Below are 553 nucleotides of genomic sequence, written 5' to 3'. Positions count from 1 at the left end.
GCGGGCCCGAACAGGCGGCAGGTCGGCCTCGGTGAGCGGCACCTCCTGCGCGGCCGCGGCCAGGTGCGGCCCCAGCACGTACGGGTTGTCGGGGTCGAAGACGCTGGCCTCCACCGGCGCGCCGAGCAGCGCGTCCGGGTGGTGCACGAGGAACGTGTCGAGCGGCTCGTCGCGGGCGATCATCACGCCCAGCGCGGGACGTCCGGCGCGTCCGGCGCGCCCCAGCTGCTGCCACAGCGCCGCCCGGGTGCCCGGGTAGCCGACGGTGACGACGGCGTCGAGCCCCGACACGTCGATGCCCAGCTCGAGCGCGTTCGTGCTGGCCAGGGCCATGAGCTCGCCGCTGCGCAGCTGGCGCTCCAGCGCGCGACGGTCCTCGGGCAGGTAGCCGCCGCGGTAGGTGGCGACGCGGGTCGCGAGGTCGGGGTCGACCTCGGCCAGACGCTGCTGCGTGCCGATGGCGACCGTCTCGGCACCGCGCCGGGAGCGGACGAACGCGAGCGACCGCGTGCGCCCAGACGAGGTCGGTGAGCAGGTCGGCCGCTCGGCCCCG

General features: G+C 76.7%; 1 protein-coding gene. It reads right to left on the bottom strand.

The window, feature by feature from the left end; genetic code table 11:
• On the bottom strand, window positions 1–553 hold a 553-nt coding region (locus AC2W7G_RS18260), incomplete at both ends, for a helicase-related protein (protein WP_485869681.1).

The sequence above is a fragment of the Aeromicrobium sp. PFPM2_SD2 genome (genome assembly GCF_057364525.1).
The sequence above is the reverse complement of the archived record's forward strand: the minus strand, read 5'-3'. Positions and strand labels throughout refer to the sequence as shown.